At 74.6% G+C, this 26,093-nt stretch carries 25 protein-coding genes; 11 read left to right on the forward strand and 14 right to left on the reverse strand.

What is annotated here, in order from left to right; genetic code table 11:
* The first annotated feature begins 72 nt into the window (after positions 1–72).
* The 4 genes from AB0E19_RS15500 to AB0E19_RS15515 all read left to right on the forward strand — a co-directional run bounded on the left by AB0E19_RS15500 (position 73) and on the right by AB0E19_RS15515 (position 3,777).
* Positions 73–537 (forward strand): Lrp/AsnC family transcriptional regulator, encoded by a 465-nt coding sequence (locus tag AB0E19_RS15500; protein WP_360599253.1) that lies wholly within the window; start codon positions 73–75, stop codon positions 535–537.
* A 201-nt stretch (positions 538–738) separates the two neighbouring features.
* Positions 739–1,539 (forward strand): endonuclease, encoded by an 801-nt coding sequence (locus AB0E19_RS15505; protein WP_362179107.1) that lies wholly within the window; start codon positions 739–741, stop codon positions 1,537–1,539.
* Positions 1,540–1,675: 136 nt separating this feature from the next.
* On the forward strand, positions 1,676–2,950 hold the full coding sequence (locus tag AB0E19_RS15510) for a VWA domain-containing protein (protein ID WP_362179110.1): 1,275 nt from the start codon (positions 1,676–1,678) through the stop codon (positions 2,948–2,950).
* Positions 2,950–3,777 (forward strand): hypothetical protein, encoded by an 828-nt coding sequence (locus AB0E19_RS15515; protein ID WP_362179113.1) that lies wholly within the window; start codon positions 2,950–2,952, stop codon positions 3,775–3,777. Before AB0E19_RS15510 ends, AB0E19_RS15515 begins: the two co-directional genes overlap by 1 nt.
* A gap of 161 nt (positions 3,778–3,938) precedes the next feature.
* Here the strand turns inward: AB0E19_RS15515 and AB0E19_RS15520 are convergent, their stop codons facing one another.
* Positions 3,939–4,418 carry a (2Fe-2S)-binding protein gene (locus AB0E19_RS15520; protein WP_362179116.1) on the reverse strand — a complete coding sequence of 160 codons (480 nt, stop codon included), beginning with the start codon at positions 4,416–4,418 and terminating at the stop codon, positions 3,939–3,941.
* An 18-nt stretch (positions 4,419–4,436) separates the two neighbouring features.
* Entirely contained in the window at positions 4,437–6,809 is a 2,373-nt protein-coding gene (locus AB0E19_RS15525; RefSeq protein WP_362179119.1) for a molybdopterin cofactor-binding domain-containing protein, read from the reverse strand.
* Positions 6,810–7,093: 284 nt separating this feature from the next.
* Here AB0E19_RS15525 and AB0E19_RS15530 point away from each other — a divergent pair, with 284 nt between their 5' ends.
* Entirely contained in the window at positions 7,094–7,447 is a 354-nt protein-coding gene (locus tag AB0E19_RS15530; RefSeq protein WP_362179452.1) for a methyltransferase domain-containing protein, read from the forward strand.
* A gap of 67 nt (positions 7,448–7,514) precedes the next feature.
* Here AB0E19_RS15530 and AB0E19_RS15535 read toward each other — a convergent pair whose 3' ends face one another.
* Together AB0E19_RS15535 and AB0E19_RS15540 are read right to left on the reverse strand one after the other, a co-directional pair.
* The gene (locus AB0E19_RS15535; protein WP_362179121.1) at positions 7,515–7,889 is read right to left on the reverse strand and encodes a hypothetical protein; all 375 of its coding nucleotides are present in this window, start codon (positions 7,887–7,889) and stop codon (positions 7,515–7,517) included.
* Between the two features lie 96 nt (positions 7,890–7,985).
* Positions 7,986–8,375, reverse strand: coding sequence for a DUF6223 family protein (locus AB0E19_RS15540; protein ID WP_362179124.1), 390 nt, complete (start codon positions 8,373–8,375; stop codon positions 7,986–7,988).
* A 284-nt stretch (positions 8,376–8,659) separates the two neighbouring features.
* On the opposite strand from AB0E19_RS15540, the gene AB0E19_RS15545 reads away from it, so the two are divergent.
* The 3 genes from AB0E19_RS15545 (at position 8,660) to AB0E19_RS15555 (ending at position 11,009) form a co-directional block, all read left to right on the forward strand.
* A complete protein-coding gene (locus AB0E19_RS15545; RefSeq protein ID WP_362179127.1) occupies positions 8,660–9,787 on the forward strand; it encodes a sensor histidine kinase in 1,128 nt (375 codons plus the stop codon).
* Positions 9,784–10,452 carry a response regulator transcription factor gene (locus AB0E19_RS15550; protein WP_362179130.1) on the forward strand — a complete coding sequence of 223 codons (669 nt, stop codon included), beginning with the start codon at positions 9,784–9,786 and terminating at the stop codon, positions 10,450–10,452. Before AB0E19_RS15545 ends, AB0E19_RS15550 begins: the two co-directional genes overlap by 4 nt.
* Positions 10,453–10,571: 119 nt before the next feature.
* Entirely contained in the window at positions 10,572–11,009 is a 438-nt protein-coding gene (locus AB0E19_RS15555) for an OsmC family protein (protein ID WP_360599234.1), read from the forward strand.
* Between the two features lie 27 nt (positions 11,010–11,036).
* On the opposite strand, the gene AB0E19_RS15560 is transcribed toward AB0E19_RS15555, so the two are convergent.
* Positions 11,037–12,482, reverse strand: coding sequence for a carboxylesterase family protein (locus AB0E19_RS15560; protein WP_362179134.1), 1,446 nt, complete (start codon positions 12,480–12,482; stop codon positions 11,037–11,039).
* Positions 12,483–12,653: 171 nt separating this feature from the next.
* Between AB0E19_RS15560 and AB0E19_RS15565 the strand changes: the two genes are divergently transcribed.
* Together AB0E19_RS15565 and AB0E19_RS15570 are read left to right on the forward strand one after the other, a co-directional pair.
* Positions 12,654–13,052 (forward strand): nuclear transport factor 2 family protein, encoded by a 399-nt coding sequence (locus tag AB0E19_RS15565; RefSeq protein ID WP_362179138.1) that lies wholly within the window; start codon positions 12,654–12,656, stop codon positions 13,050–13,052.
* Between the two features lie 47 nt (positions 13,053–13,099).
* Positions 13,100–13,462 (forward strand): hypothetical protein, encoded by a 363-nt coding sequence (locus AB0E19_RS15570; RefSeq protein WP_362179141.1) that lies wholly within the window; start codon positions 13,100–13,102, stop codon positions 13,460–13,462.
* 139 nt (positions 13,463–13,601) lie between these two features.
* Here AB0E19_RS15570 and AB0E19_RS15575 read toward each other — a convergent pair whose 3' ends face one another.
* The 3 genes from AB0E19_RS15575 to AB0E19_RS15585 are packed head-to-tail and all read right to left on the reverse strand — an operon-like array spanning position 13,602 to position 16,836.
* On the reverse strand, positions 13,602–13,991 hold the full coding sequence (locus tag AB0E19_RS15575) for a nuclear transport factor 2 family protein (RefSeq protein WP_362179144.1): 390 nt from the start codon (positions 13,989–13,991) through the stop codon (positions 13,602–13,604).
* Between the two features lie 7 nt (positions 13,992–13,998).
* On the reverse strand, positions 13,999–14,511 hold the full coding sequence (locus AB0E19_RS15580) for a DinB family protein (RefSeq protein ID WP_362179147.1): 513 nt from the start codon (positions 14,509–14,511) through the stop codon (positions 13,999–14,001).
* A gap of 42 nt (positions 14,512–14,553) precedes the next feature.
* Positions 14,554–16,836 (reverse strand): MMPL family transporter, encoded by a 2,283-nt coding sequence (locus AB0E19_RS15585; protein WP_362179150.1) that lies wholly within the window; start codon positions 16,834–16,836, stop codon positions 14,554–14,556.
* Between the two features lie 165 nt (positions 16,837–17,001).
* On the opposite strand from AB0E19_RS15585, the gene AB0E19_RS15590 reads away from it, so the two are divergent.
* A complete protein-coding gene (locus AB0E19_RS15590) occupies positions 17,002–18,837 on the forward strand; it encodes a glycoside hydrolase family 15 protein (protein ID WP_362179153.1) in 1,836 nt (611 codons plus the stop codon).
* Between the two features lie 24 nt (positions 18,838–18,861).
* On the opposite strand, the gene AB0E19_RS15595 is transcribed toward AB0E19_RS15590, so the two are convergent.
* From AB0E19_RS15595 to AB0E19_RS15620, 6 genes are all read right to left on the reverse strand, one after another.
* Positions 18,862–20,694: an ABC transporter ATP-binding protein gene (locus AB0E19_RS15595; RefSeq protein WP_362179156.1), complete on the reverse strand. Its 1,833-nt coding sequence runs from the start codon at positions 20,692–20,694 to the stop codon at positions 18,862–18,864.
* On the reverse strand, positions 20,691–21,551 hold the full coding sequence (locus tag AB0E19_RS15600) for an ABC transporter permease (RefSeq protein ID WP_362179160.1): 861 nt from the start codon (positions 21,549–21,551) through the stop codon (positions 20,691–20,693). Before AB0E19_RS15600 ends, AB0E19_RS15595 begins: the two co-directional genes overlap by 4 nt.
* The gene (locus tag AB0E19_RS15605; protein ID WP_362179163.1) at positions 21,548–22,492 is read right to left on the reverse strand and encodes an ABC transporter permease; all 945 of its coding nucleotides are present in this window, start codon (positions 22,490–22,492) and stop codon (positions 21,548–21,550) included. Before AB0E19_RS15605 ends, AB0E19_RS15600 begins: the two co-directional genes overlap by 4 nt.
* A 1-nt stretch (position 22,493) precedes the next feature.
* A complete protein-coding gene (locus tag AB0E19_RS15610; RefSeq protein ID WP_362179167.1) occupies positions 22,494–24,086 on the reverse strand; it encodes an ABC transporter substrate-binding protein in 1,593 nt (530 codons plus the stop codon).
* 273 nt (positions 24,087–24,359) lie between these two features.
* Positions 24,360–24,431: a putative leader peptide gene (locus tag AB0E19_RS15615; RefSeq protein ID WP_359521833.1), complete on the reverse strand. Its 72-nt coding sequence runs from the start codon at positions 24,429–24,431 to the stop codon at positions 24,360–24,362.
* Positions 24,432–24,507: 76 nt separating this feature from the next.
* A complete protein-coding gene (locus AB0E19_RS15620; protein WP_362179170.1) occupies positions 24,508–25,737 on the reverse strand; it encodes an ROK family protein in 1,230 nt (409 codons plus the stop codon).
* Between the last annotated feature and the right edge of the window lie 356 nt (positions 25,738–26,093).

A 26,093-nucleotide genomic window follows, 5' to 3' on the forward strand; every position in this document is an offset into this window, starting at 1 on the left:
TAGGCCAAGAGACGGAGCACACGATTGCCAATGAGGGCGCAGAAATGTTTCACCGTGGCAGATAATCGCGCCATGGACCGAATTGATCTCCACATCTTGCGCGAGCTCCAGCAGGACGGCCGGCTGAGCAACCAGGAGCTGGCCCAGCGGGTCGGCCTGAGCCCCTCCCCCTGTCTGCGCCGGGTGCGCCAGCTGGAGCAGGACGGGGTGATCCGGGGGTACCGGGCGATCATCGACCCGGAGGCGGTCGGCCGGGGCTTCGAGGTGCTGGTCTCCGTCGAGGTGAAGCGGGACCGGGAGACGGTGGAGGCCTTCGAGGAGGCGCTCCAGTCGATTCCGGACGTCATCGAGGCGTACCGCCTCTTCGGCAGCCCGGGATGTCTGCTGCGGATCGCGGTGGCGGACCTCTCGGCGTACGAGCGGCTGTGGATCGAGCAGCTGACGGCGCTGGCCGGGGTCACCGAGGTGAACTCCCAGATCATCATGAAGCGGATCAAGGAGCCGAAGGGGATGCCGGTGGACCACCGGGGCGCCTGAGGTCGAAGTGGCGCGACTCGCCCGTGCGCGGTCGCCGCGTATGCGAGAACGTCACCGAATGGCTCTTTGTCCGTAACACGACAACCCCCTCGCCCGTGCGACCCTCCCGGATGACACGAAGTCAACACGCGTAGAACACCGCCGCCCCGAGCCGGGCACACGGCGGTCACCCGCGTGCCCGTCCCCGGGAAAGGGCCCCCCATGTCGGTTGCACGGATGCGCAGTTGGAAGGTCTGGGCGGCACTGCCCGCCGCCCTCCTCGGCCTCACGCTCCCCGCGGTCACGGCGACCCCCGCCGCCGCCACCACGACCGCGTACGACACCACGTACTACAAGAACGCCGTCGGCAAGACCGGCACCAGCCTCAAGTCGGCGCTGCACACCATCATCAGCAGCCAGAACAAGATCTCGTACGACGCGGTCTGGAACGCGCTGAAGGTCACCGACCAGGACCCGAACAACACCAACAACGTCGTCCTGCTGTACAGCGGCGTCTCGCGCAGCAAGTCCCTCAACGGCGGCGACGTCGGCGACTGGAACCGCGAGCACGTGTGGGCCCAGTCCCACGGCAGCTTCGGCACCTCGGCCGGCCCGGGCACGGACCTCCACCACCTGCGCGCCTGCGACGTCCAGGTCAACAGCATCCGCGGCAACAAGGACTGGGACTTCGGCGGCAGCGCCGTCAGCGGCGCCACCGGCAGCTACACCGACTCCAACTCCTTCGAGCCGCGCAACGCCGACAAGGGCGACGTGGCCCGGATGATCCTCTACATGGCCGTCCGCTACGAGGGCGACGACGCCTGGGCGGACCTGGAGCCCAACGAGTCGACCACCAACGGCAGCGTCCCCTGGCACGGCCGCCTCTCGGTCCTGAAGCAGTGGAACGAGCAGGACCCGCCGAGCGCCTTCGAGGAGCGCCGCAACGACGTCATCTTCAACACGTACCAGGGCAACCGGAACCCCTTCATCGACCACCCGGAGTGGGTCGAGGCGATCTGGTAGTCCGTCAGGACCGCACGGCCGTACCGCGTCCGGCTCCCCGTCCGGCTCCCCGTCCGGCTCCCCGTCCGGCTCCCCGTCCGGCGGGGATCCGGACCCCGGTTTTGGATTGTCGGAGGATCATCAATACGATCCGCCGATGATCACGAGAAAACGGCTGGCGACCGGGGCCTGCGCGCTGCTCGTCGCCCTGACCGCCGCGCTGCTCCCCACCAGCGCCTCCGCCGACGAACCGGCGGCGAAGGAATCCCCCAAGGTCGAGCTGGTCCTCGACGTCAGCGGCTCCATGCGGGCCAAGGACATCGACGGCAAGTCCCGGATGAGCGCCGCCAAGCAGGCCTTCAACGAGGTCCTGGACGCGGTGCCGGAGGAGGTCCGGCTCGGCATCCGCACGCTCGGCGCCGACTACCCCGGCGACGACCGCAAGCGCGGCTGCAAGGACACCCGCCAGCTGTACCCGGTCGGGCCGCTCGACCGGACCGAGGCGAAGGCCGCCGTCGCCACCCTCGCCCCCACCGGCTGGACCCCGATCGGCCCGGCCCTGCTCGGCGCCGCCGACGACCTCGGCGAGGACGGGGCGACCAAGCGGATCGTCCTCATCACCGACGGCGAGGACACCTGCGCACCGCTCGACCCCTGCCAGGTGGCCCGCGAGATCGCCGCCAAGGGCATCCACCTCGTGATCGACACCCTGGGCCTGGTCCCGGACGCCAAGACCCGGCAGCAGCTCACCTGCATCGCGGAGGCCACCGGAGGCACGTACACCTCCGTCCACCGCACCGACGAACTCTCCCGCCGGGTCCGGCAGCTGGTCGACCGCGCCGCCGACCCGGTGGTGACCCCGGTCGCCACCGAGGGCGCCGCCCGCTGCGCCGACGCCCCGCTGCTCACGCCGGGCCTCTACACGGACCGGGAGACCTTCGGCGAGCACCGCTGGTACAGGGTCGACCTGCTGCCCGGCCAGGAACTGCGCGCCTCCGTCAGCGTCTCCGCCGACCGGGCCGTGAACAACGACTACGGCGTGCTGCTGCGCGCCGTCACCCGGCACGGCCGGGAGATCGTGCGCGGCGCGGAGGCCGGCGACGGCCGCACCGACGTGATCTCGACCGGACTGCGCTACCCGAAGCCGGAGGCGGAGGACGCGGACGAGGACGGCAAGCCGGCCGCCGAGACCGTCTGCCTCCAGGTCAGCAACTCCTTCTCCGCTCCCCCGGCGGTGAAGACCACGCCCGGCATGCCGATCGAGCTCACCGTCGACGTCGTGGACGGCCCGGCGGGCGCCTCGGACGTCGCCTCCTTCGGCCTCGGCCGCGGCTGGTGGCTGCTCGGTGCCCTGGTGCTCGCCGGCTTCCTCGCCGGTCTGATCTGGGGCTGGCTGTCCCGCTGGCGCGTCGCCGTCTGGAGGACCCACTGATGCGTACCGTACGGATGCTCGCGGCGGCCGCGCTGGCCGGCGCCGCCCTGCTCGGCCCCACCGCGCCGGGCGCCCTCGCCGACACGCCCACCCCTTCGGCCACGTCCGGCGAGGACGCCGGCCCCACCGAGGCCGGCACCACCTTCCGCACCGCCGCCGCCTTCCGCCCCGGACAGGAGGCCACCGCGCAGGCGGCGACCGGCGACTACCTGTACTGGGTCTTCCCGGCCGACTCCGGCGAGCGGCCCACCGTCAAGGCGACGGTGACCCTGCCGGAGAGCGCCCTGCGGCACGGCCCCGCCACCTGGCGGGTCGACGTGTACGACGGGCTGCGCCGCCGTCAGCCGTGCATGTACGGCACCCAGTCGCGCACCGCCCCGAAGGAAGCCGCCTCGCTGGAGCTCGCCTGTGTGCTGCGGCCGGTGCGGGCCTCCGCCGACGCCTGGGCGAACGACCCGCTGCCGGGCAGCTACTACGTGCGGCTGACCGTCACCGGGCTGCCGGAGGAGGACCTGGGCCAGCCGTTCTCGGCCCGGATCGGCGTCGACGTCTCCGACCAGGGCGGCGCGTACGCCACCGACGGGGCGCTCGCCGCACCGCTGGTGCCGGGGGCCACCACGGCCGAACTCGCGGAGCAGGCCGAGCAGGAGGGCCGCCGGACCGCCGTGGAGGCGGCCGCGCCCGAGGACGGCTGGTCCTCCGGCTGGTGGTCCGACCGCTGGATCTGGACCGCGGCCGGTGGCGTCCTCGCCGCGCTCGCCGGCATCGGCGGCTACGCCCTGACCAGGGGCGCGGGCCGTCCGCCGCGGGTGCCGCCCGCCGCCTGAGCCACCCCTGCCGAAGGCCCCCGTCGCGAGCGCGGCGGGGGCCTTCGCGTTCTCCGGGGACGGGGCGGGGCGGGGGCGGGGCGGGGCGGGGGCGGGGCGGGTGGACAGGACAGGTGCAGGACAGAACAGGGCAGAGCAGGTCGACGGGACGGGCCGTCCCGTCAGGGCATGCGGCGGGCCCCCTCCAGGACCGCCTGCCGGATGCGGTGGTAGGTGCCGCAGCGGCAGATGTTGCGGAGCTCGTCGAGGTCGGCCTCGGTGACCTCGCGGCCCGCCTCCCGGGCCCGGCGGACCGCGTCGACGGCCGCCATGATCTGGCCCGGCTGGCAGTAGCCGCACTGGGCGACGTCGAGGTCGAGCCAGGCCTCCTGCATCGGGTGGAGCTCGGCGCCGACCGTGTCGGGGAGGCCCTCGATGGTGGTGACCTCGTCGTTCACGGCCAGTTCGCCGACGGGTACGGCGCAGGGCGTGAACGCCTTGCCGTTCAGGTGGCTCGTACAGGCCCGGCAGACGCCGACGCCGCAGCCGTACTTGGGCCCGGTGACGCCGAGGACGTCCCTGAGGACCCACAGGAGCCGGACGTCGGACTCGACCTCGGCGGTGACGGCCTTGCCGTTGAGGATGAAGGTGTGCTGAGGCACGGGGAACTCCGGGAGGGGTCAGAGGACGCGGTCGCGGCCGTCGGTCGGGGAGGCCGGGACCGGCGGGACGGCCGGCGTGGGCGTGAAGGTGAGCGGGGCGGCGTGGTTGACCGGGAAGACCGTCGGCATGGTGCCGGTCGCCCGGCCGTACGCGCCCGCGACGGCCGCCATCGCGGCGGCGACGGCCAGCTCGCCCGCCCCGCCGGGCTTGTCGCCCGTGGGCGGCATGACGACGATCTCCAGCTCCGGCGGGGTGTTCCACTGCCGGGTGTAGTAGTAGTTGTCCCAGCTCGACTCCAGGAAGGCGCCGTCCTTCAGGTGCAGCCCCGAGGTGAGCGCGAGGGCGATGCCGTCGGAGATGCCGCCCATCATCTGGGCCTCCAGACCACGCGGGTTGACGGCGAGGCCGACGTCGACCGCGCAGACGACCTTGGTGACCCGGGGGCCGGTGTACGCGTTCGGGACGGTGCGCCCGGTGGTCGCGGGCCGGCAGTCGATCTCGGCGAGCACGGCCACGTACGAGTGGTACTCGGGGTGCACGGCGATGCCCTGCGCGGTGCCGGGCTCCATCGGCCGTCCCCAGCGGCCCAGTTGGGCGACCTTGTCGAGCACGGCCCTGGCCCGGGCCTCCTTCATCAGGCGGCGGCGCAGCTCGTAGGCGTCCTCGCCCAGGCGGCGGGCCAGCTCGTCCATGACGAGCTCCTGGGCGGTGCGCACGTTCGGCGAGTAGATGTTCCGCATCGAGCCCGTGTTGTAGCCCTTGTCGGTCTCGGCGAGGAGCTGGGTGGTGACGCCGAGGTGGTAGGGGCTGATCTGGGTGAGCTGGAACATCGTCTCGGAGAAGGCGAGGTCGGCGACCGGCAGCCGGGCCGCCTCCGCCGTCAGCACCTCGCCGATGCCGTGCCCGAAGTCCGTGGCGACGGAGGTGTGCCGCTGCTCGTAGGTGAGCACCTCGCCGAGCGAGTAGGTGGCGCGGACCCGGGAGGTCGACATGGGGTGGGTACGCCCCTGCCGGAAGTCGTCGGTGCGGTGCCACATCAGCTTCACCGGCTTGCCGAGCTTCTTCGAGATCTCGGCGGCCTCGTGGGCGGCGTCGTGGAAGAGCTTGCGGCCGAAGGAGCCGCCGCCCTCGGTGACGTGCACCTTCACGGCGGAGACGGGCAGGCCGAGGCGGAGCGCGAGCTGCTCCTGGGCGACGATCGGCGCCTTCAGCGAGCCCCAGATCTCGGCGGAGTCCGGGCGGACGTCGGCGATCGCACAGTTGGTCTCCAGGGCGCCGTTGCTGGCGAAGTGGAAGGTGAAGCGGGCGTCGACGGCCTTGGTGAGCAGCGGCAACGGCGGTACGACGAGCGGGAGTTCGGCCCGGCGCAGCTCGGCGAGGACGGTGGCGTCGGTGGCGTCCTCGGCGGTGCCGGGGCCCCAGTCGACGTCGAGGGCGCGGACCGCGTCGACGCACTGGCCGAAGGTGCGGGCGCGGACGGCGACGCCGGTGGAGACGGTGACGACGTCGGTGACGCCCGGCATGGCCCGTACGGCGTCGAGGTTGGCGACGGAGCGGACGGTGCCGTTGATGGTGGGCGGGCGGCAGACCATGGTCGGCAGGGCGCCGTCGACCCGGAGGTCCATCGCGAACTTCTTGCGGCCGGTGACGGCGTCGAGCGCGTCGAGCCGGCCGCGGGCCGTGCCGATGACCCGGAAGTCCTCGCGGTCCTTGAGGGTGACGGTGACGGCGGAGTCGGCCACGGCGGCGGCCCTGGCGGCGAGGTCGCCGTAGCCGAGGACGGCACCCGCCGGGGAGAGGACCGTGCCCGCCTTGGTGGTGAGGGTGGAGACGGCCTCGCCGAGGACGAGGGAGGCGGCGTGCAGCAGCCGGCCGCGGGCGACGGCTGCGGCGACCCGGATCGGCGTGTAGGTGGAGACGGTCGTGTTGGAGCCGCCGGTCAGCTGGTTGAAGAGCAGTTCGGGACGGGCGTCGGCGAGGGTGACCTTCACCTTCTCCAGGGGGATGTCCAGCTCCTCGGCGATGAGCATGGCGGAGGAGGTGGTGACGCCCTGGCCGACCTCGGCGCGCGGCAGGGCGAAGTGGACGGTGCCGTCGGGGTCGAGGCGGAGGGTGATGAGGTGGCTGGTCGGCAGCGCGGCCACGGTCAGCAGGTCGTTGAGGTCGAGGATCTCGGCCGGCCCGGGCAGCGAGGGGACGACGGCCTCGGCGGTCGCGGGGGCGAGGGCCTCGACACCGGCCTGGGCGGCGACGGTGAGCGTCGGCGCGGCGAGCACATAGCCGAGGAAGCGGCGCCGGCCGATGCCGGCCGCGTCGCCGCGGCCGTCCTGCTCGGGGGCGGCGGGCGGGGGGCTCTGTTCGTTCGCGCGCGCGGGATGCCGCCTGGCCATGAGGGGTGCCTTTCGACGCTGCCGTACCGGCCCGAGCGGTCCGGTCTCCTTCTCGGGTGCGGGGGCGATCATCGCGCATCCAAGGCCCGCGCGGGGCCACTTCGGTGCGGATTCCGCGAAGATCCGCGCTGGTCAGAGGCGTTTTCAGTCAGGTCCGCCGGATTTGGCCCGATGGGCGGACCTCCGGTGGGGCGAGGTGGGCTGCCGGGCATGACGCCCCCTCCCCCGATGCCTTCGCCGCGTCGGCACGGGCGGACGCGCGGGCCGGGGAGCCGCCCGCGGTGGTGGCGGACCCGGGGTGCGGGACGGGGCGGATGACCGGGCATCTGCGGCAGTCGGGCGCGGAGGTGTCCGGGATCGGCCTCTCCCCCGGGGTGGTCGCGGTGGCCCGCGTGGTGTATCCGGGGCTCCGCTTCGAGGCCGGCTCGACGACCGGGCTCGGCCCGCCGGGCGGTTCGCTCGGCGGCGCCCTGTCCCGGCACTCGACCGTCCCCCTGGACGAGACCGAACTGGCCGTCTTCTGCGGCGAGTTCGCCCACGCCCTCGCGCCGGGCCGGCTGCTCCTGCTCACCTTCGAGGCTTCGCGGCTTCGAGGCTTCGAGGCTTCGAGGCTTCGAGGCTTCGAGGCTTCGAGGTGACCACGGGTCCGGAGCGCGAGCGGCGCCGCCTTGAACGGGCGCACGGCCACGAGGTCGACCTCGACGTCTACCGCGGGGCCCGTGAGCGGATCGTACGGCTCCCGGCCGCGGCGGGCCTGGTGGAGTCGGCGCGGCCGGTGCGGGAACCGGACGCGACCGGGGCCTCGCCCCAGGGCCTCGCCTTGGCCCGCAGGCCGCGCAGGGCCTGAACGCGGCGGGCGTTCATCCGGCCCCCGCAGGAGCGGAGCTGGTGCCGGGAGACCCGGGCCCGCTGACCTCCGCCGGCGATGAGGGCGTTCACCGACACCATCGGATCGCCGCCCACCGAACGGGCGATCAGCGCACCCACCACGACCGGACCGAGCGCGACCACCAGGGCGGTGCCGGTGGCGGCGGAGGCACGGCGGAGCGGGCGGGGGCGGAGCGGGGTGCGAAGACTCATGGATCCATTGCAGCCGCCGGCGGTGCCGGGCGGATCCGCCGGCGTACTCAGCGGTGGGTGGCAGCCGTACTCAGAGCCGCGCGGCGTCGGGTGCCGTCAGCCGGCGCGGCGGGCGCGGGCGCCCAGGGCCGTCGCGGCGAGGCCGATGAGGAGAGCCACGTAGGCACCGCCGAGGCCGTTGCCGGTGCCGAGACCGCCGTCGGCGGTGGCCGCGACCACGGCGCCCAGGACGACGGCGACCGGGCCGGCAACCAGGGCGAGCAGCGCTCCGCGCCGGGCGGTGGGACGGGTGAGGGCGCGCCAGGCGGCGACGAGACCGATCAGACCGATCACCGCGCCGGCGGACGAGGCCAGGCGGCCCGTGCCGAAGGTGGTGACGGAGGCGGCGAGGGTCCGGGAGGGGGCGGAGGCTGAGGCCGATGCGGCGGTCGCGAGGACCGCGAGCAGGGCGGCCGGGCCGGTGACGAGCAGACGGTGGACGTTCACGGCAGGGCTCCTCTTCTTCGTACGGCTGTGGTGGGTACGGCTGTGGTGGGTGGGGCTCTGCACCGCACGGCCCTCGTCGGCGCCGCTCTCTCGGTACCGCTCCTTCGCCGTACGTCCAGGTGCCCCGAGCATGTCTCCCGGGGCCCGTCCCGGTCGTCCGCCCGCCGCGGACACTTCGCCTGCCACGGACGCGGTAGCCCGCGCTCGCCTACCGCGTCCGTGGTAGACGGCGGATCGTCCCCGGGGCCGACTCCCCCGCACACCGGTCCGGTTAGGGTGCGCCCATGGCAGGAGTGGGAGCGAAGGTCCGACGGCGGTACGGTGACGCGGCCGTCACGGCGGGAGTGACGGCCGCGCTCCTGGTCACGACGACCTGCGGGGACCGGCCGGGCCCCGCGCTCGCCGTGGCCGGGTACGGACTGCTGACCGTCGGCGGGCTCGCGCTGGCGGCGCGGCGGCGGGCTCCCCGGGTGGTGCTCGCGGTCACCGGGGCGTGCGCGGTCGGGTACCAGGCTGTCGGGTTCGACGTGCCGGTCGTGGCCTTCCTGTTCGCCGTGTACGCGGCCGTACGGGCCGGGCACCGCGCGGTCACGGCGGCGGCGAGCGTGCTGATGCTGGCCGCGCTGCCGGTGGCCGCACTGCTGTCGGGGCCCTCCGACGCGGGCGAGGCGTTCGCACGGGCGCGGGGCGCGCTGGAGATCGCCTGGCTGGTCGCCGCGGCCGCCGCGGGCGAGGCGCTGCGGCAGGCCGAGGGGCGGGCGGACGAGGCGGAGCGGACCCGGGAGGAGGTGGCGCGGCGCCGGGCGGACGAGGAACGGCTGCGCATCGCCCGGGAGTTGCACGATTCGCTGACCCACCAGATCTCGGTGATCAAGGTGCAGTCGGAGGTGGCCGTCCATGTGGCCCGGCGGCGGGGCGAGGAGGTGCCCGCGGCGCTGCTCGCGATCCAGGAGGCGGGGCGGGAGGCGAGCCGGGAGCTGCGGGCGACGCTGGAGGCGCTGCGCGACGACGACACCGCGCCGCCGCGCGGCCTCGACGACGTGCCGGAGCTGGTCGAGCGGGCCCGGGCGTGGGGGCTCCGGGCGACGCTGAGCGTGGCGGGACGGCCGGCGGACGTGCCGGCGGCGGTGGACCGGACGGTGTACCGCATCGTCCAGGAGTCGCTGACCAACGTGGCCCGGCACGCGGGCGCGGGCACGGCGAGCGTGCGGATCGACTGCCGCCCGGATGCGCTGACCGTCAGTGTCGAGGACGACGGCAGGGCGGCCCCGTTCCCGTCTCCGGTGCCGGGTCTCGGTCTGCTGGGCATGCGGGAGCGGGTGACCGCGCTCGGCGGCGTGCTGACCACCGGTCCGCGCGACGGGGGCGGTTTCGCGGTCCGGGCCGAGCTGCCGGTGGAGCGGGCGCTGTGATCCGGGTCCTGCTCGTCGACGACCAGCCGCTGATCCGCAGCGGTTTCCGCGCCCTGCTCGACCTGGAGGACGACATCGAGGTGGTGGCCGAGGCCGCCGACGGCCGCGAGGCGCTCGCCCTGGTCCGTACGCACCTTCCGGACGTGGCGCTGGTCGACGTCCGGATGCCCGTGCTCGACGGGATCGAGACGACCCGGCGGATCGCCGGGGATCCCGCGCTCGCCGGGGTGCACGTGGTGATCCTCACCAACTACGGTCTGGACGAGTACGTCCTGGACGCCTTGCGTGCCGGTGCCGCCGGCTTCCTCGTCAAGGACGTGCTGCCGGAGGACTTCCTGCACGCCGTGCGGGTCGCGGCGCGCGGTGAGGCGCTCCTCGCGCCCTCGATCACCCGCAGGCTCATCCACCACTGCCTCGCCCGGCCGCCGGCCGTCGCCGCCGCGGGTGCGCCGGGGCTCGACGAGCTGACCGGCCGGGAGCGCGAGGCCGTCGTCCTCGTGGCGCGCGGGCTGTCGAACGACGAGATCGCCGCCCTCATGGTGATCAGTCCGCTGACCGCGAAGACGCACGTCAACCGGGCCATGACAAAGCTCGGCGTCCGGGATCGGGCCCAACTGGTGGTGCTCGCCTACGAGTCCGGCCTCGTCGCCCCGGGGGACGGGTGACGCGACGCCGTCGTCCCGGGCGGGGTGCGGCGTCCGGCGCCGGCACGGCCGGGTGGGGAGGGCGGGCCGGGAGCCGTAGCGTACGGGGCAGATGTCCGTACGCAGCTGAGGAGTACCCCATGGCCGACTACCGCGTCGAGACCGAACGCACCGGATACCGCCGGTGGACCGCCCGCAACGACCGGGGGGCGGAGGTGCTGATGGCCGCCGCCGACGACGAGGGGGCGCAGCCGTCGTTCACCCCCGTGGAGCTGCTGCTCGCGGCGATGGCTGGCTGCGGGGGGCTGGTGATCGACCGGACGGCGCGGGCGGTCGAGCACGACGGGCTGCGGATCGTGGTGGAGTCGGTGTCGACGCCGGAGGACGAGGGGCGGATCGGGCGGATCCGGGTGAGCTACGAGGTCGAGCTGCCGGAGTCGAACCCGAAGGCGGCGGAGGTGTTCGCGCGCGGGGTGCGGCTCACGCACGAGAAGTTCTGCACGGTGAGCCGCACGGTGGAGCACGGGGCGCGGGTGGAGGCGATCCTGCCGGACGGGACGGTCGGCTTCGAGGGCTGACCGGCCCCGCCCCGGCGGTCGTACCGGTCAGTTCGGCCAGATCTCGCGGACGTGGGCGAGCGGGTCGCCGGCGACGCGGCTCTCGGCGTCCCAGAGCATCGTGGCGCGGCCGCCGGGGGTGTAGCGGGGCCAGTCGGCGCCCGGGTCCTGGTCCTTGACGAAGGCGACCCAGGCGCGGTGGACCGCGTCGGCGAGGGCCTGTGGCGGGGTGGCGCCGGCGACCTCGGGGACGCCTTCGGCGTCGAGGAGGTCGAAGGCGAACGGCAGGTCCAGGCAGTGCAGGGCGTGGCCGAGGGCGGGTGAGCGCCAGGTGAACTGGTAGAGCCAGGTGGGGCGTTCCCGGGTGGCGCGGGCGTCCGCGACGGCGAGGTTCGGGCGCCGGAACACGACGTCGGTGAGCGCCTGCCCGAAGAGGGCCGGCTCCGGCGCGTCGGGGTGGGCGGCGGCGAACGCCGCCGCTCCCTCCTCGTCGAGGCCGAGGGCGCCGAGGAGCACGGGGACCGGCACGCCCTCGGGGGCGGGCATCATCGAGAACTCCTCGGCGGTGAAGCCCAGCATGAGCGGGACGCCGGCGCCCGCGTCGCCGGCGGTGAGGGCCTCGGCGGGCGGTACGGGGATCAGCTCGCCGTCCGCGAAGGGGGCGAGGGCCAGCATCGGCGGCAGTCCCGCGCGGTCGGGTCCGTCCTCGGCGAGCCGGTCCTGGAGGTCGAGGAGCGCGTCGTCGCTCAGGTCGCGCAGGGCCTCGGCGGTGGCGGGCAGGCCGGTGCGGGCGGTGAGGAGGCGGGCGGCCGCGCGGGCGGTCTCCGGGCCGTCGGGGCGCAGGACGGCGCCGGAGACGGCGAGCGCGCCGCGGAAGAGGCCTTGGGCGGCGGGGACGGCGAGGAGGGTGAGGACGGCGCCGCCGCCGGCGGACTGGCCGGCGACGGTGACCTTGGCGGGGTCGCCGCCGAAGGAGGCGATGTTGTCACGGACCCATTCCAGGGCGGCGATCCAGTCGCGGACGCCGCGGTTGTCGGGGGCGTCCTCCAGGTGCAGGAAGCCCTCGATGCCGAGCCGGTAGCCGAGGGAGACGAGGACGACGCCGTCACGGTTGAACGCGGCGCCGTCGTACCAGGGGCTGGCGGCGGAGCCGGCGACGTAACCGCCGCCGTGGATCCACACGAGCACGGGAAGGCCCTCGGCGGGGGCGGTGTCCGGCGTGAAGACGTTGAGGTTGAGGACGCCGGCGCCCGGGACGCTGGGCTCGGGGATGGTGGTGACCTCGGCGAACGGGCGGCGCTGCGCCGTCGGCCCGTAGGCGGTCGCGTCCAGCGCCTCGGCCCACGGCTCGGGCGGCTCGGGCGCGGCGAACCGGAGCGCGCCCACGGGCGGCTTGGCGTAGGGGATCCCGAGGAAACGGCAGGTGCCGTCGGCGCGTCGCTCACCGCGCACGGGGCCTCGGGTGGTGCTGACGAGGGGGCCGGTGGAGGTCATCGGGCGGCTCCTGGGGGTGCGCGGGCCGGTGCGGCGGCGGTGGGTGACCGCGTCAGGTTCGGGGCCCGGAGGCGGGGAGGTCAATGGCTGGAGCGGTAATGGTGACGCGTGTCACTGACACGAGTAAACGAGAAGGTGCGGGGCCTGGCGGCTCAGGGGCATGATGGAGCCATGACCGACCGGGACACCTTCCTGACGTGGGTCAGGACCGAGCTCCAGGCCGCCGAACGGGCCCTGCACGACGGGGACCCGGCGCCGCGCCGCGCGCTCTGGTCGCGCCGCGAGCCGGTGAGCGTGCTGGGGGCCTGGTACAACGCCGTCGGGCAGGAGGACGTGGACACGCTGTTCACGGCGCTCGCCCGGCGCTTCTCCGACTGCGTCGACTACCGCGTCGAGGTGCTCAGCCACGACGTCGTCGGCGACATGGCCTACACCGCGTGCTTCGAGCACATCTCGGCGTCGGTGGACGGCGAGGCCCGCGTCTACACGCTGCGCGCCACCCAGACGTACCGCCTTGAGGACGGCGCGTGGCGGGTGGTCCACCGGCACGGCGACCTCGTCCAGGCGTGACCCCCGGCCGTAGGATCCCCTGCGGACGACGAGGGGGTCGACGGATCGTGAAGTGGAGCATCGGCGGCGTCGTGTCCGGCCTGATCGTGGGCGGCGGCGGACTCGGGCTGATGGTGGCCGGCCTGGTGTGGAAGGGCCGCGCCACCCGCCCGTTCGCCGCCCGGCGGGCGGGCGTGATGGCCCACCGGGCGTACGCCCGGGACCTGAGGCGCGCCACGGACCAGGCGATCGCCGCCGCCCGCCGGGCCGCCGGCGAGGGCGAGCCGGCGATCGTCACCGTCGCGGCCGTGGAACGGCTGGTGCGCGAGCGGTACGGGCACGAGCACGTCGAGCGGCGGCACGCGGCGGCCGCCCTCCGCCGCGGCTTCCGCGAGCACGGCTGCGCGGCCGACTGCGTGACGGACGCGTAGGGGGCGCGAAGGTCCCGCCTGCCCCGCGACGCCCGGCGCCGCACCTCGCCGCGCCGCCTTTCGGACCGGTCCGGACGAGCTTGCGGCGACCGGCGCGGCGCCGGGCGTCACGGGCCCGGCGTGGTCCGGGAGGGCCGGTCTACGGCTGGGCCGGGCCGCCCGGGACCGGGGTGCCCTGGTGGTAGTAGAGGCGGAGGGCACCGCCCGCGTCGCGGCGCCAGAGGGAGGAGCGGCGGGCGCGGCGGCCGTCGATGACGGTCTCGTAGGTGAGGTGCACGACGCCGGGGGCGAGGACCGTGCCGGCGAAGGCGTCGGCGACGAGGGGCGGTCCGTCCTCGCCGCCGTGCAGTGCGGGCAGGGCGGCGAGCATCTCCTCGTACGTCCAGAGCCGCCCGGAGGCGCCGACCTCGGTGAACTCCGGGTCGAACAGGGCCTCGGCGAGGGGCCGGGAGAGCCGGACGGCGGGGTCGTGGAGGCGGCGCTCGCCGGCGATCGCCTCGGCGACGTCCGGGTGCTGACGTTCCGTCACGGCCGCTTCACTCCCCCGTCGTTCCGTCGATGCGCTCGCGGAGCAGGTCCGCGTGGCCGTTGTGCCGGGCGTACTCCTCGATCATGTGGGCGAGGACGTAGCGGACCGAGTACGTCTCGTCCCCCACGCGTCCGGTGGCGTCGAGGGAGCCGGCCGCGTCGACGATCGCGCGGGAGCGGGCGCACTCGGTGCGCCACACGCCGAAGTCGGCCTCCGCGTCGGCGTGTTCGACGTCGAAGTCGGCCCACTCGGTCGACCCGGGCGGGGTCCAGGGGCTGCGGCTCTCCTCCCCCGCGAGGACGTTGCGGAACCAGCCGCGCTCCACCTCGGCGGCGTGCCGGACCAGGCCGAGGAGGGAGAGCCCTGAGGGCGGCACGGCGCGCTCCTTGAGCTGCTCGGGGGTGAGCCCGGCGCACTTGAGCGCGAGGGTGTCCCGCTGGAACTGGAGCATGGCCGTGAGCGTGGCGCGCTCGTCGGCTTCGGCGGTGGGCACGGGCGTGCGGGCGTCGTTCCGGATCATGGGCGCATTCTGCCCGGCCGCGGGCGTCGGGGGCCCGGGTGCTCAGTGGGCGGGCGGCGCCGCGGCGGCCTCGTCCCGCTTGAGCGCCTCCTCGCCCTCGGTGTCCAGGTGGGGCAGGATCCGGTCGAGACGTCGCGGGATCCACCAGGCGTGTTTGCCGAGCAGGGTCATCACGGCGGGCACGAGCAGCAGCCGCACGACGGTCGCGTCGATGAGGACGCTGGCGGCGAGACCCAGGCCGAGCATCTTGACGACGATGTTGTCGGAGACGATGAACGCGGCGAAGACGCTCACCATGATGAGGGCGGCGCAGGTGATCACCCGGGCGGTGATCTCCAGGGCGTGGGCGACGCTCGCCTTCGCGTCGCCGGTGCGCAGCCAGGCCTCGCGGACCCGGGAGAGCAGGAAGATCTCGTAGTCCATGCTGAGGCCGAAGACGATCGCGAACATCATCATGGGCACGTAGCTCTCGATCGGCACCTTGCCGGAGACGCCGAGCGCGGGCCCGCCCCAGCCCCACTGGAAGACGGCGACGACGACGCCGTAGGAGGCGGCGATGGAGAGCACGTTGAGGACGGCGGCCTTCACGGCGACGAGGAGGCCTCTGAAGACGGTCAGGATCACCAGGAAGGCGAGGGCGACGACGACGGCGATGATCAGCGGCAGCCGGCTGGAGACGAGGTCGAGGAAGTCGACCTGGGCGGCGGTCGTGCCGGTGACGTACGTCTTCGCCTCGGTGCCGGCCACGGCCCCCGGGAGGACGTCGTCGACGAGGTGGTTCGTCAGGTCGGTGGTCCGTTCGTCCTGCGGCGAGGCGACCGAGTAGGCGGTGCCGACGAGGACGTCGCCGTCCGACGTGGGCTGCAGGGGGGTGATGGAGGCGGCGTCGGGCACGCCGGTGAGCGCCTTCTGGAGGCTGGTCGCCAGGTCGGCCCGGTCGGAGGAGGGCACGGCGGACTGGTCGACGACGACGGTGAGGGGGCCGTTGGCGCCGGGACCGAAGGCGGTGGAGATCAGGTCGTAGGCGCGGCGGTCGGTGAAGGACTTCGGATCGGCTCCGTCGCCGATGTGGCCGAGCTGGATGAAGAACAGCGGGAAGGCGAGGATCAGCAGGGAGACGACGCCGCCGACGAGGAAGTACCAGGGCCGCCGCTCGACCCGCTGGGCGTACCGGTGCCACGTACCGTGGGCTTCGGCCCCGGGTTCGGCGTCCGTCTCGGCGACCGGCTTGCGGACGTGGTAGCGGTCGATGCGCTTGCCGACGAGGCCGAGCAGGGCGGGGACGAGGGTGAGGGCGGCGAGGACGGCCGTGACGACGGTGAAGGCCGCCGCCAGGCCGAGTTTCCCGATGAAGGTGACTCCGGAGACCCACAGGCCGGACAGGGCGATGACGACCGTGCAGCCGGAGACGAGGACGGCGCGGCCGCTGGTGGTGGTCGCCAGGCCCGCGGAGTCGGCGGGATCGTGGCCGTTCATGAGGTTCTGCCGGTGGCGGGTGATCAGGAACAGCGCGTAGTCGATGCCGACACCGAGGCCGATCATGGTGGCCAGGGTCGGCGAGACGGTGCCGAAGGTGAAGGCGGCGGCCGTCAGGCCGAGCAGGGCGAGCCCGCAGATCGCCCCGATGAGGGCGGTGACCAGCGGCATCACGGCGCCGATGACGCTCCCGAAGCCGATCAGGAGGACCACGATCGCCACGGCGAAGCCGATGGCCTCGCTGGTGCGGTCGTCGGCGGCGGGCCGGGCGAGTTCGCCGAGCGATCCGCCGTACTCGACGGTCACCCCGGCGTCCCGGAGCGGCTGTACGGCGCTGTCGACGCCGGTCAGGTAGTCGGCGCCGAGCGTGGACGGCGGCACGCTGAAGCGGACCGTGATGTAGGCGGTCTTGCCGTCGGTCGACAGCGGGCCCGTGTTCGGGGTGGTGGTGGAGGCCGGGGGCGGCGTGGTGCCGGGCGGCGGCAGCGGGTTCTGGGCGCCGATGACGTCCGGCAGCTTCTGCAGGGCGGCGACCGTCGAGTTCACCGCGGACGCCTCTTCGGTGAGCGGCTTGGACGGGTCGTTGAGGACGATCTGGGCGCCGTAGCCGCCGGCCGCCGGGTCGTGCGCCTCCAGGACGGACAGCCCGTCCGCCGACTGGACGCCGGGGAGGTCGAAGTCGTCGGAGTACTGGCCGCCGACGGCGCGGTCGGTGATCTGGAGTCCGACCAGGGCGGCCAGCCACAGGGCCACCACGACGACGAAGTGGCGGGCGCACCAGTGCCCGAGCCGGTAAAGGCTGCTCTGTTTCGCGGGGCGGCGCCTCTGGGCCGCGGGCGTTGCTTTCATGGCCTCGCCGTGTCCGGATAGGCAGTCCCCGAGCCGGCTGTGTCCGTCTCTCCGTACCCGTTCTCCGTCCACCGTCCACCGTCCACCGTCCATGGTGCTCCCCCCGGGCGGCGACGGCATCCCGTCGGCGGGGCGCGGTGGCGGGTGATCACGGATAGTGGAGGGATGAAGCGCTATCCGCTCATCGCCGAGCACGGCCTGGTGGGGGATCTGCAGACCGCCGCGCTCATCTCGGACGAGGGCGTCGTGGACTGGTTCGCGGCGCCCCGGTTCGACTCTCCGGGGGTGTTCTCGGCGCTTCTGGACCACGACCGGGGCGGCTACTTCCGGCTCTCGGTGGACGGGCCGGACGTGACGGTCAAGCAGCTCTACTACCCGGACACGGCGATCCTCGTGACCCGGTTCATGTCCCCCGACGGGGTGGGCGAGTTGATGGACTGGATGCCGCCGGACCGGACCGGGAGGCCGACGGACCGGCACGCCCTGATGCGGGCGATGCGGTGCACCCGCGGCAGCGTCGCGTTCACGCTGGAGTGCCGGCCCCGGTTCGGCTTCGGGCGGGCCCCGCACGACGTGCGGATCGACGGCCGCACGGCGGCCTTCCGCTCGGCCGCGATGGCGGGCTTCCTCCAGACGAACGTCCCGCTGGAACGGGACGGGCCGTACGACGTGCGCGGGCGCCTGGAACTGTCCGAGGGGCAGGTCGCCGGGGCGTCCTTCACCGTGGACGGCCCCGAGGCCGCGCCGCCGCCGCTGCCGGACCTGCGGGAGGCGGAGGCCGCGCTGTGGGAGACGGTGGACTTCTGGCAGCGGTGGGTGCGCACCGCGCGGTACCGGGGGCGGTGGCCCGACATGGTGCACCGCTCGGCGATCACGCTGAAACTGCTGACGTACCTGCCGTCGGGGGCGCCGATCGCGGCGCCGACGCTCGGGCTGCCGGAGCAGGTGGGCGGCGAGCGGAACTGGGACTACCGCTACACCTGGGTGCGGGACGGCTCGCTGGCCGTGCGGGCCCTGCTCGACCTCGGCTTCGCGGAGGAGGCGGCGGCGTTCACGGACTGGCTGACGGCGCGGGTCGCCGAGCGCTCGGCGGGCCCGGCGGGCGGGCGGCCCCTGCAGATCATGTACCGGGTGGACGGGGACCCTTCGCTGCCCGAGGAGGTGCTGGCGGAGTTCGAGGGGTACCGGGGCTCGGCGCCGGTGCGGGTGGGCAACGCGGCGGCGGACCAGCTCCAGCTCGACATCTTCGGCGAGGCGCTGTACGCGCTGGCGCAGGGCGGCGGGCAGGACATCCAGCCGACGTACGAGGGGTGGCGGGCGGTGTCGGGGATGCTCGACTGGCTCGCCGACGCGTGGGACGCGCCCGACGAGGGCATCTGGGAGACGCGCGGCGGACGGAAGGACTTCACCTTCAGCCGGGTGATGTCCTGGGTGGCCTTCGACCGGGGGCTGCGCCTCGCGGAGGAGTTCGGCCGGCCTGCGGCCCTGGACACCTGGCGGGCGGCGCGGGACGAGATCTTCGCGCAGGTGATGCGGCGCGGGTGGAGCGAGCGGCGCCGGGCGCTGACGCAGTACTTCGGCGGGGACGTGCTGGACGCCTCGCTGCTGCTGATCCCCCGCACCGGGCTGCTCAACCCGACGGACCCCCGGTGGCTGAGCACCCTGGACGCGATCGAGCGCGGCCTCGTCCGGGACAATCTGGTCCACCGCTACGACCCGGGCGCCGCGCCGGACGGACTGCGGGGCGCCGAGGGCACGTTCAGCCTCTGCACCTTCCTGTACGTGGACGCGCTGGCGCGGGCCGGGCGGGTGCGGCAGGCACGGTTCGCCTTCGAGAAGATGCTCACGTACGCCAACCATGTCGGCCTGTTCGCCGAGGAGATCGGGCCGAGCGGCGAGCAACTGGGCAACTTCCCGCAGGCGTTCACCCATCTGTCGCTGATCATGGCGGCGACGACCCTGGACGAGACCCTGGACGCCCTCGCCGCCCGGCCGGGCTGAGCCGGCCGGGGGCGCGGCGGCCGGTCACGCGGACACCGCCCCGGCCGCGGCGCGTACGGGTACGGGTTCCGGGACGGCGGCGAGCAGCGCCCGGGTGTAGGGGGCGCGGGGATGCTCGCACAGTTCGTCGGCGTCGCCCTCCTCGACGATCCGGCCCTGGTGCACGACGGCGATGCGGTGGCTGACCTGGCGGACGACGGCGAGGTCGTGCGCGATGAAGACCAGGGCGAGGCCGAGCTCGCGCTGGAGGTCGGCGAGGAGTCCGGTGATCTGGGCCTGGACGGAGACGTCGAGGGCGGAGACGGGTTCGTCGCAGATGAGGACGGCGGGTTCCGGGGCGAGGGCGCGGGCGATGCCGATGCGCTGCCGCTGCCCGCCGGAGAAGGAGCGCGGCAGCCGGTCGGCGGCGGCCGGGTCGAGCCCGACACGGCGCAGCAGGGCGGCGACGCGCTCGGGACGGTCGGCGGCGGTGCCGATGCCGAAGGCGCGCAGGGGTTCGGCGACGATGTCGCCGGCGGTCATGCGCGGGTCGAGCGAGGCGTACGGGTCCTGGAAGACCATCTGGACGCGTCGGCGGACGGCCCGCAGGCCGGCGCGGCCGGGCCGGGTGACGTCCCGGCCGTCGAGGAGGAGCCGGCCGCCGTCGGCGGGGTGGGCGTGGGCGAGGATCCGGGCCAGGGTCGACTTGCCGGAGCCGGACTCGCCGACGACTCCGAGGGTCTCGCCCTCGCGCAGGGTGAGGGAGACGCCGTCGAGGGCGGTGAAGCGGCGCCGGCGCGTGCCGTAGGTCTTGCGCAGCCCCTCGGCGGCGAGGACGACCGCGCCGGGCGCGGGCCGGTCCACGCGGACCGGTGGCGGGGGCGGGGGCAGCGGCGCGGTCCGCTCGGCGGCCGGGTGGCAGGCGGCGCGGACGGTGTCGGTGAGGGCGGTCAGCTGCGGCGCGGCGGTGTGGCAGCGGTCCTCGGCGAGCGGGCAGCGGGCGGCGAAGGCGCAGCCGGCGAGCGGGAGCCGGAGGTCGGGCGGGCTGCCGGGGATGCCGGTGAGGCGGGTGCCCGAGGGGCTGGAGAGGCGGGGCACGGCGGCGAGGAGTCCGGCGGTGTACGGGTGGCGGGGCCGGGCCAGCACCTCGGCGGTGGGCCCGTCCTCGACGACGGTGCCGCCGTACAGGACGAGGACGCGTGCGCAGGTGCGGGCGACGACGCCGAGGTTGTGGGTGATGAGGACGAGGGCGGTGCCGGTGGTGCGGGTCAGCTCGCCGAGGAGGGTGAGGATCTGGTCCTGGACGGTGGCGTCGAGGGCGGTGGTGGGTTCGTCGGCGAGCAGGACGTCGGGTTCGCCGGCGAGGGCCAGGGCGATGAGGATCCGCTGCCGCTGGCCGCCGGAGAACCGGTGCGGATGGTCGTCGAGGCGCCGTTCCGGGTCGGGGATCCCGACGAGGCCGAGGAGTTCGAGGGCGCGGGCCCGGCGGGCGGCCCGGTCCCGGCCGCCGTGGGCGCGGAGGACCTCGTCGAGGTGGCGGCCGACGGTGAGGAGGGGGTCGAGGGCGGTCATGGGGTCCTGGAAGACCATGCCGATTCGGGTGCCGCGCACCGCCCGCAGCTCCTCCTCGGAGGCGGTGGCCAGGTCGGTGCCGTCGAGGAGGACGGAGCCGCCGGTGATCCGGCCGGTGCCGGGGAGCATGCGCAGCAGGGCGAGCGCGGTGGTGGACTTCCCGGAGCCGGACTCGCCGACGACGGCGACGGTCTCGCCCCTGCGGAGGGTGAAGGAGACGCCCCGGACGGCGTGCAGGTCGCCGCCGTCGGGGGTGGTGAAGGTGACGTCGAGGTCGCGGACGTCGAGGAGCGGGGCGGTGGTCATCGGCGGACCTCCCGGTTGAGTGCCTCCGCGACGAGGGAGAGGCCGAGGACGAGCGCGGTCACGGTGACGAGGGGGCCGGCGGCGAAGTGCGGGGCCTGGGAGAGGTGGGGCATGGCCTGGCTGAGGACGGCCCCGAGGGTGGGTTCGGGCGGGCGGACGCCGACGCCGAGGAAGCTCATGGCGCCTTCGAGGAAGACGGCGACGGTGAGGGAGACGGCGAACTGGACGACGAGCGGGTCGGCGGCGTTGGGCAGGACGTGCCGGGTGAGGACACGGCGGGCGGAGGTGCCGCCGACGCGGGCGGCGGTGACGTACTCGCGGCTCCGGTGGGCGAGGACGCCGGTGCGCAGCAGCCGTCCGAAGACGGGGACCTCCGCGAGGGCGACGACGAGGATCACCGGGAGCCGGCCGGGGCCGAGGACGGCGGTGACGGCGAGCGCGAGGATCAGTCCCGGGAAGGCGAGGACGAGGTCGAAGGCGCGCTGGACGGCGGTGTCGACGGCCGGGTGGACGGCGGCGGCGAGGGCGAGGAGGCAGCCGAGGACGGCGCCGAGCGGGACGGCGACGGCGATGATGCCGAGGTCGGCGCGGATGCCGTACAGCAGCCGGGAGAGCAGGTCGCGGCCGAGGTCGTCGGTGCCGAGCGGGTGGCCGGGGGTGCCGAGGGGGGCGAGGGTGAGGGCGCTCTGGTCGGTCGGCGGGTGGCCGGCGAGGAGCGGGGCGAGGAGGCCGGCGAGGACGACCAGGCCGACGAGGGCGAGGCCGGTGCGGCCCCGGGCGGTGGCGAGGGCGGTCGCGTAGGGGTGGCGCGGGCGGGCAGCCGCGGGTGGGGCGAGGAGGGTGGTCATGGCGGTCACTCCCACCTGATCCGGGGGTCGAGCCAGGCGTGGACGAGGTCGGACAGGAGCTGGACGAGGACGAAGACGGCGACGAGGAGGAGCAGCAGGTCCTGGACGACGGGGTAGTCGCGGCGGACCAGGGCCTGTTCGGCGAGCCGGCCGAGGCCGGGCCAGGCGAAGATCGCCTCCACCAGGACGGCGCCGCCGAGGAGGTGGCCGGTCTGGATGCCGAGGAGGGTGACGACGGGCGGGAGGGCGTGCGGCAGGGCGTGGCGCCACAGGATGCGGCGGGGCGCGATGCCGGCGGCGGTGGCGGTCCTCACGTGGTCCTCGGCGAGGGCCCGCCGGAGGCTGTCCTCCAGGAAGCGGCCGAGGACGGCGGCGCTGGGCAGGGCGAGGCAGAGGGCGGGCAGCAGCAGGTACTGGACGCCGAGGTCGGGGGCGGTGAGCAAGGGGATCCGGCCGCCGGAGGGCAGGACGCCCAGGCCGACGGCGAAGACGAGGACGAGGAGGACGCCGCTGACGTACGGGGGCACGGCGAGGGCGGCGGTGGTGAGGGCGCGGACCGTGCCGCGTGCCCAGGGGCGGCGGGCGGTGGCGCCCAGGATGCCGAGGGTGCCGCCGATGAGGACGGCGAACAGCAGGGCGCCGAGGGTGAGTTCGGCGGTGGCGCCGAGTCCGTCGGCGATGAGGTCGGCGGTCTCGCCGCCGATGACGTAGGAGGGGCCGAGGTCGCCGGTGAGCAGTCCGCCGATCCAGTGGAGGTACTGGGCGGGCAGCGGCTCGTCGAGGCCGAGCCGGTCCCGGAGGGCGGCCTGGACCTCGGGTCCGGCGTCGGGTCCGGCGAGGACGGCGGCCGGGTCGCCGGGGACGAGCCGCAGTATCCCGAAGACGAGGACGGAGGCGGCGGCGAGGACGAGGAGGGCGGAGGGGAGTCTCCGCAGCAGGTATCCGCGCATCTCAGCCCGCCAGGTGGGCGTCGTCGAGGTCGAGCGAGGCGAACTTGGTCAGGGTGACGCCGCGCAGCTTCTTCGAGGCGACCTGGACGCTGCCCCGGATGGCGAGGTCGATGATGAACGCCTCGTCGAGGAGGGTGTCGGTGACCCGCTGCCGCAGGGCGTTGGCCTCGGCGCCGGTGGCGCGGCTCGTCCAGGCCGCGCGGACGGCCTCGGTGTACGCCTCCGAGCGGAAGCGGGAGGTGTTCTTGGCGGCGTTGAAGGGATAGGCGCTGACCGCCAGGGTGGAGGGCTGCACCTGGGCGAAGCCGTGGCCCATGGCCCAGAGGGCGGGCATGGACTGGGAGACGAGGTGCTTCTGGGCGGTGGCGGCGTCGGTGGGCTCCAGGGTGACGTGGACGCCGATCTGCTTCAGGTCGTACTGGATCGCCTCGGCGAGCGCGGTCTCCCCGGGCAGGTTGACGTGGAGGAGGGGCAGGTCGAGGCGGGTGTGGCCGGCGGACCTCAGAAGTGCGCGGGCCTTGGCGGGGTCGTGGCGGTAGTGGGTGCGGCCGGCCTCGGTGTAGGCGGGTGAGGACCGGGGCCAGGGGGTGGCGGAGGCGAGGCCGTAGCCGCCGAGGACCTGCTCCAGGATCCGCTCGCGGTCGACGGCCCAGGCGAGGGCCTGGCGGACGGTCTTGTCGTCGAGCGGGGCGACGGAGGTGTCGACGCCGAGGTAGGAGGCGCCGCCGCCGGTGGCGTACTCGCTGACGACGAGGTCGGGGGCGGTGGCGACGGCGGCGAGGTTGCGGCCGGGGACGGAGTAGGAGAGCTGGGACTGGCCGGTGCGCAGGGAGGAGACGAGGGCGTCGGCCTGCGGGACGACGCGTATCTCGACGCCGTCGAGGTAGGGGCGGCCGGGCCGCCAGTACGACGCGTTCCGCCGCAGGCTGAGGCCGGAGCCGGGGCGCCAGGCGGTCAGCGTGAAGGGGCCGGTGCCGTTGAGCTTCCTGCCGGTGACGGCTTCTTCGACGGTGTGCGGGTCGGTGATGAACATGAACTCGAAGAGGTCGAAGAGGTTGTCGACGGGGTGCGCGAGCCGGAGCACCAGTGCGTGGTCGCCGCGCTTCTCGAAGCCGGTGACGACGGCGGCCGTCGATCTCAACTGGGCGGCCCGCAGCGGGTTCTGAAGGTTCTTCACGGCGAAGATCACGTCGTCGGCGGTGAAGGGGCGGCCGTCGTGGAAAACGACGTCGGTGCGCAGGTCGAGGGTGATGGACCGGCCGTCCGGGGCGTACTCCCAGGAGGTGGCCAGCTCCGGCCGGGGTTCGAGGCGGTCGTCGTAGCGGGTGAGCGTGTTGTAGATCAGCCGCTGCTGGAGGGACTGGCTGCTCTGGGAGAAGAGCAGGCTCGGGGTGAAGTCGGTGTTGACGGCGACGGTGAGGGTGCCGCCGCGCTGCGGTCCGGCGCCGCCTCCGGCCGCCGGGGCCGCGGCTTCCGAGACGGCCGAGCGGCAGCCGGTCAGCCCCAGGCCGAGGAACAGGGTGCCGCCGGCGGCGGCGCGCAGGGTGGTGCGCCGGGAGGGGGCGGTGGGCGCGGAGGGGTACAGCTCGGTCATCGGTGCCTGCCTGGGGGAGGTCGGATGCGCGCGGCGGAGGTTTCTTCCGCTGCGGGAGCAATGAAGGTGCGGGCGGGGACGCGCGTCCGGGGACACGCGGACGCGGGGACGCCCTGGGTGCGGGGAAGCGCCGGGTGCGGCGAGCCGCGGCGGGGTGCGGGGGAAGCCCGCACCGCCCGCGGTGCCGTGCGACGGAGCGCCGGAGGTACGGGAACGGGCCCGGTCCGGCCGGGAGTTACGGGGGTTCGCGGCGGAGACGGCCGCGCCGGAGGATCAGACGCGGACGGCACAGACCGCGCTGGCGAGTCGACAGAGGTCGACGTGCCTGCGGGAGATGAGGCGCATGTCCGGATTCACGGGAGCAATATGGCAGCGGCGCCGAGAGCGGGTCAACCACGTATGCCCGCATTCTGAGACGGTGTCAGCCGAGGGCACGCTCGCCACGGAGTCCTTCGAGGGTCTCCAGGGGCCTTTTGAACAGGGAATTCAACAGAACCGTGCCCGCGGCGACGGGGAGGACGGCTGGTCCGGCATGTGGACTGACGATGCGTTCGGGGTCGTCGCAGACGTGCGAGAGGTCGATCGCGGCACCCCGGATCTCCTCCAGGTAGTCGGGCTCCAGGACGCTCGCCTGCTCGGTGACGACCACGAGGTCGGGGTTGAGGACGTCGACGAGCAGGGCCAGCGCCCGGCCCACCGCCCTGGCCCGCTCGCGCAGCAGCCGGTCGGCCCGCCGGTCCCCGGCCGCGGCGGCGTCCACCACCAGGGAGGTGTCGGCCTCGGGCACGATGCCGCGGCGGACCGCCGTCCGGGCGAGCGCGGTGTTGGAGGCGGTCGCCTCCAGGCAGCCCGAACGCCCGCACGGGCACGGGGTGGTGGAGTCGGGTACGGGCAGGTGGGCGACGTCGCCGGCGGCGCCCCCCGGCCCCTGGTGGACGACTCCGGCGAGCCCGACGGCGGCGTCCACGACGTTGCCGACGAAGAGGTGCACCAGGCTGCGGCGGGCGGCGGGACGGCCGAAGAGGATCTCGGACTGGGCGATGGCTCGGGCGTGGTTGTCGAGGCGGACCGCGGGGCCGCCCAGCACCCGGGAGAGTTCGGCGGCGAACGGCCGGTGTCGCCACCCCAGCGCCTCGTGGCGGACGACGACGCCGGCGGCCGGGTCGACCCGGCCGCCGAGCGCGGCCCCGACCCCGAGCAGCGGGCGGCCCGCGGCGTGCCGGCCGAGGAAGGCCCGCAGTTCGGCGCCGACCGTCTCGGGCAACCGCCCCGGCTCGAACGGCGCGTGGGAGTGCCGGTGCCGGGCCAGGACCCGGCCGCGCAGGTCGACGAGGGCGAAGGTGGAGCCGGGCACCCCCAGGTGCACGCCCGCCACGACGGGACCGCCGGTCGCGCCGATGTGCAGGTCGACGGGGATCCGCGGCCGCCCCACTCCCCCGGCTCCGGACAGCTCCGGCAGTTCGCGCAGGAGACCGAGCCGGGTCAGGTCGGTGGCCTGGCGGGACACGGCGGCCGGGCTCAGCCCGGAGAGGTGGGCGACGGCGCTGCGGGAGACCGGTCCGTGGTCGAGCACGGTCCGCAGCACGGTCGCCGCGTTCGCCTCGCGCCGGCCGTCGCCGGCCATGCGGGGCCCTGGGGGCGTACGGGTCATCTCTGCCTCTCTGTTGCGGGGACGTGAATTCCCCGGCGGACGGCGCGCTGGCCCGCGCCGACTGCGCCGAACCGCCCCCCTGAGGACGAATTCCCAGGTCAGAGAGGGGTACGGGAGGGGTCCCGCGGATCGGGCAGGCGCCGATTCAACCACTGCGGGCGGGGTCGTGGGCCACGGGCAGCAGCTTGACGCCGTCCCGGGGACGTTGCCAGTCTCCTGGACATGTTCGCGACCACGACCTGTCCGGCCTTCACCGGCGCCTGACCCTCGCGACCTCCCGGGGCCGGCCCACCGCCACACGAGTCCCCGCTCTGCGTACGACTCCACGCCCCGCGCGGCCCGGTCTCCGTCCGGCC

The organism is Streptomyces sp. NPDC047974 (assembly GCF_040653375.1).
Taxonomy (GTDB): Bacteria; Actinomycetota; Actinomycetes; order Streptomycetales; family Streptomycetaceae; genus Streptomyces.